Below are 3,532 nucleotides of genomic sequence, written 5' to 3' on the forward strand. Positions count from 1 at the left end.
GGCAGATACCACGAGGTATCTGCCCGGCTCGTCGACTCGCGATCATCCCCATTGCGGCCCGTCGCAATGACAGTTCTCTGCGGGACAGGACGCCTGGCGGAGCGTAACAAAAGAAAAAGCCGGCACGAGGCCGGCTTGTGCGGGTGGCGCTACTCGCGCAACAGTCAGGCGAAGTTCTTTTCGGCGAACGACCAGTTGACCAGGCTGTTCAGGAAGGTCTCGACAAACTTCGGGCGCAGGTTGCGGAAGTCGATGTAGTAGGCGTGTTCCCACACGTCGACGGTCAGCAGCGCTTTGTCGCCGGTGGTCAGCGGGGTGCCGGCGGCACCCATGTTGACGATGTCGACCGAGCCGTCGGCCTTCTTCACGAGCCAAGTCCAGCCCGAGCCGAAGTTGCCGACGGCGCTCTTCGTGAAGGCTTCCTTGAAGGCGGCGTAGGAGCCCCACTTGGCGTTGATGGCCGTGGCCAGCGCGCCGCTGGGTTCACCGCCGCCACCCTTCTTCAGGCAGTTCCAGAAGAAGGTGTGGTTCCAGATCTGGGCTGCGTTGTTGTAGACGCCGCCGCTGGACTTCTTGACGATGTCTTCCAGCGGCAGGCCTTCGAACTCGGTGCCCTTTTGCAGGTTGTTCAGGTTCACCACATAGGCGTTGTGGTGCTTGCCATGGTGGTATTCGAGCGTCTCGCGGCTCATGTGCGGAGCCAGGTCGTCGAGGCCGAAGGGCAACGGCGGCAGGGTGTGTTCCATGCTTTTTCCTTTCGAGTTGGGGGCAGCGCTTCAGCGGCGCTCGGCCAGTGAAACAGGGGGCCGCGGGCATTGTAGGCAGCACAAAGCGCCCACCTCTGCGCCAAGGGTGATCGGTTATGACCGGCCGGACTTCGGGGGGCTCGGGTCGACGTTGACCTCGGTCACCCGGGCGTTGGCACTGCCGTCAGCCCACACTGCGCGCAGGCTCTGGCCCGGAAGCAAAGCATGTGCCGAGACGATGGCCTCGCCCTCCTCTGTCTCGACCCAGGCGTAGCCGCGGGCCAGCACGCGGCGCGGGTCCAGCGAAGACAGGCGTGCCGCCTGCGCCTGCAGCCGATCCTGCTGACGGGCCTGCGCACCGCGAGCGGCCTGCAGCAGGCGCTGGGTGCGGTGCTGCAGGGCCATGCGCTGCATCTCGACCGCGCGGCCCAGGGCCGCCTGGTGACGTTGGGCCAGCGTATTGAGGCGGCCCTGCTCGACCCGCAAGCGCTGGGCCGGGCGGTGCAGGCGCAGAGCCAGCGTGTCCAGCGTCTGGGCGGCGCTGTCGATCCGTTGATACAGCCGGCGGGTCAAGATGTCGGCGCGCAGGGTCAGGCCTTGCAACAGCGCATCGCGCTCGGGCGCAGCCAGCTCGGCAGCGGCCGTGGGCGTGGGCGCGCGCAGGTCGGCGGCCAAGTCGGCGAGTGTGATGTCGGTCTCGTGGCCCACGCCGACAACCACGGGCAGGCGCGACGCCCGCACCGCGCGCACGACCCGCTCGTCGTTGAAGGCCCACAGGTCTTCGAGCGAACCGCCGCCGCGGCACAGCAAGATCAGGTCGCCATCGTCTTGCGCGTTGGCCTGGGCCAGCGCCCGCACGATCGCCTCGGGCGCCTGTACGCCTTGCACCAGTGTGGGGACGAGCAGCACCTCGACGTGCGGCGCGCGGCGCGCCAACGTGGTCAGCACGTCGTGGATGGCGGCGCCGCTGGCCGAGGTGACAACGACCAGCCGGCGTGGAAGCGGCGGCAACGGGCGCTTGCGCGCGGTATCGAACAAACCTTCGGCCTCGAGCTTGGCCTTCAGCCGCAGGAACTCTTCGTACAGGTTGCCGACGCCGACGCGCTGCATGGCTTCGACCACCATCTGCAGCTCGCCGCGTGCTTCGTACACCGCCAGGCGACCGCGCAACTCCACCTGCTGCCCATCCTGCGGGTTGAACTGCAGCATCATGGCCGCACGGCGGAACATTGCGCAGCGCAGGCCAGCATTGCCGCCGGACGCGTCTTTCAGGGTGAAGTAGCAGTGGCCGCTGCTGGCGCGACTGAAGCCGGAGAGCTCGCCGCGCACCGCCACGGCGGAAAAACGGGCCGCCAGCGCGTCGGAAACGGCCAACAGCAGACCGGCGACCCCCCAGACCTGGGGCCCGGGCGCTGAACTGGATTGCATCAGGTTGTTCACTGGCGACACAGCGCCTTATTTTTGGGCAACGGCACGGAAACCCGCACCATTGCACGCTTTGTGAAGGTTGCGCGCCGCTTTCCCACAGTGTTTTCCACATCTGCTGTGGACAGATGACAAACGTGTGACGGCTGGAGAGCCTCGGCGATCAGTTCATAATCGCCCGTCTTTCGTTTCGGGCCCTGCGCCAGAGGCATTCTTGCTGACGATCATACAAGCCGCCGGCTGGCCAATCTGGCCATTGATCCTGTGTTCCGTGGCCGCCCTGGCCCTGGTCATTGAACGAGGTTTTGCGCTGCGCCGCGCTCAAGTGGCGCCGCCCGGACTGGTCGACGAGGTGCTGCAAGTGCTGCGCCAGGGCGTGCCGTCCGGCGACGTGCTGAGCAAGCTCTCGGCCAACTCGACTCTCGGGGCGCTGCTGTCCAGCGGCATCCGCCTGGTGGCGCAAGACCCGCGCTGCAGCGAGACGCTGCTGCGCGACGGTTTCGAAGCCGCCGGCCGCAGCGCTGCCCACCAACTGGAGCGCTACCTGAACGCGCTGGCCACCATCGCCTCGGCCGCCCCGCTGCTGGGCCTGCTGGGCACGGTGATTGGCATGATCGAGATCTTCGGCTCTCAATCGCCCGGCAGCTCCGGCGCCAACCCCGCGCAACTGGCGCACGGCATCTCGGTGGCTCTGTACAACACGGCGTTCGGCCTGATGGTGGCGATCCCGTCGCTGATGTGCCACCGCTACTTCCGCGGCCGGGTCAACGACTACCTGCACGACATGGAGCAAGGCGCCGAGCGCGTGCTGCACCATCTGCTGCGCATGGAGCGCTCGTCGGGGTCGAAGCGATGAACTTCCGCGGCGACCGCAACGACGAACCGGAGATCAACCTGATCCCGTTCATCGACGTGCTGCTGGTCATCCTGATTTTCCTGATGCTGTCGACGACCTACTCGAAGTTCACCGAGTTGCAGTTGACGCTGCCCGCCGCGGACGCCGAACAGGCGCGCGACCGGCCATCGGAAATCATCGTCTCGGTATCGGCCGATGGCCGCTACTCGGTCGAGAAGCAGGCCGTGGAAGGTCGTAGCGTCGAACTGCTGGCCGCAGCTCTGCGCGCGGCAGCCGACCAACGCCAGGACCCGTTCCTGATCATCTCGGCCGATGCCACGGCGGCGCACCAGTCGGTGATCAACGTGCTCGACGCGGCACGCCGCGCGGGCCTGCCCCGCGTGACCTTCGCTGCACAAAGCTCGGCGGCCGCCGCGGGCACCAGCCCTTGAGCCGGCCGCCCGGCCGCTGAAGCCGCGCCGGCGATGAGCACCCTGCCCCCGGTGCGTTCCGCGCCCAGCTGGGC

At 67.3% G+C, this 3,532-nt stretch carries 4 protein-coding genes; 2 read left to right on the forward strand and 2 right to left on the reverse strand.

Going from position 1 to position 3,532, the window contains the following annotated elements; genetic code table 11:
* Positions 1–164: 164 nt before the first annotated feature.
* Entirely contained in the window at positions 165–746 is a 582-nt protein-coding gene (locus AC1DYI_RS29775) for a superoxide dismutase (protein WP_477207732.1), read from the reverse strand.
* 114 nt (positions 747–860) lie between these two features.
* Positions 861–2,174: an exodeoxyribonuclease VII large subunit gene (gene xseA / locus AC1DYI_RS29780; RefSeq protein WP_477207733.1), complete on the reverse strand. Its 1,314-nt coding sequence runs from the start codon at positions 2,172–2,174 to the stop codon at positions 861–863.
* A gap of 211 nt (positions 2,175–2,385) precedes the next feature.
* Here xseA and AC1DYI_RS29785 point away from each other — a divergent pair, with 211 nt between their 5' ends.
* Positions 2,386–3,027 carry a MotA/TolQ/ExbB proton channel family protein gene (locus AC1DYI_RS29785; protein WP_477207734.1) on the forward strand — a complete coding sequence of 214 codons (642 nt, stop codon included), beginning with the start codon at positions 2,386–2,388 and terminating at the stop codon, positions 3,025–3,027.
* Positions 3,024–3,458 (forward strand): ExbD/TolR family protein, encoded by a 435-nt coding sequence (locus AC1DYI_RS29790; protein WP_477207735.1) that lies wholly within the window; start codon positions 3,024–3,026, stop codon positions 3,456–3,458. Before AC1DYI_RS29785 ends, AC1DYI_RS29790 begins: the two co-directional genes overlap by 4 nt.
* The last annotated feature ends 74 nt before the right edge of the window (positions 3,459–3,532 follow it).

The sequence above is a fragment of the Ideonella sp. P3_A4 genome (genome assembly GCF_056403075.1).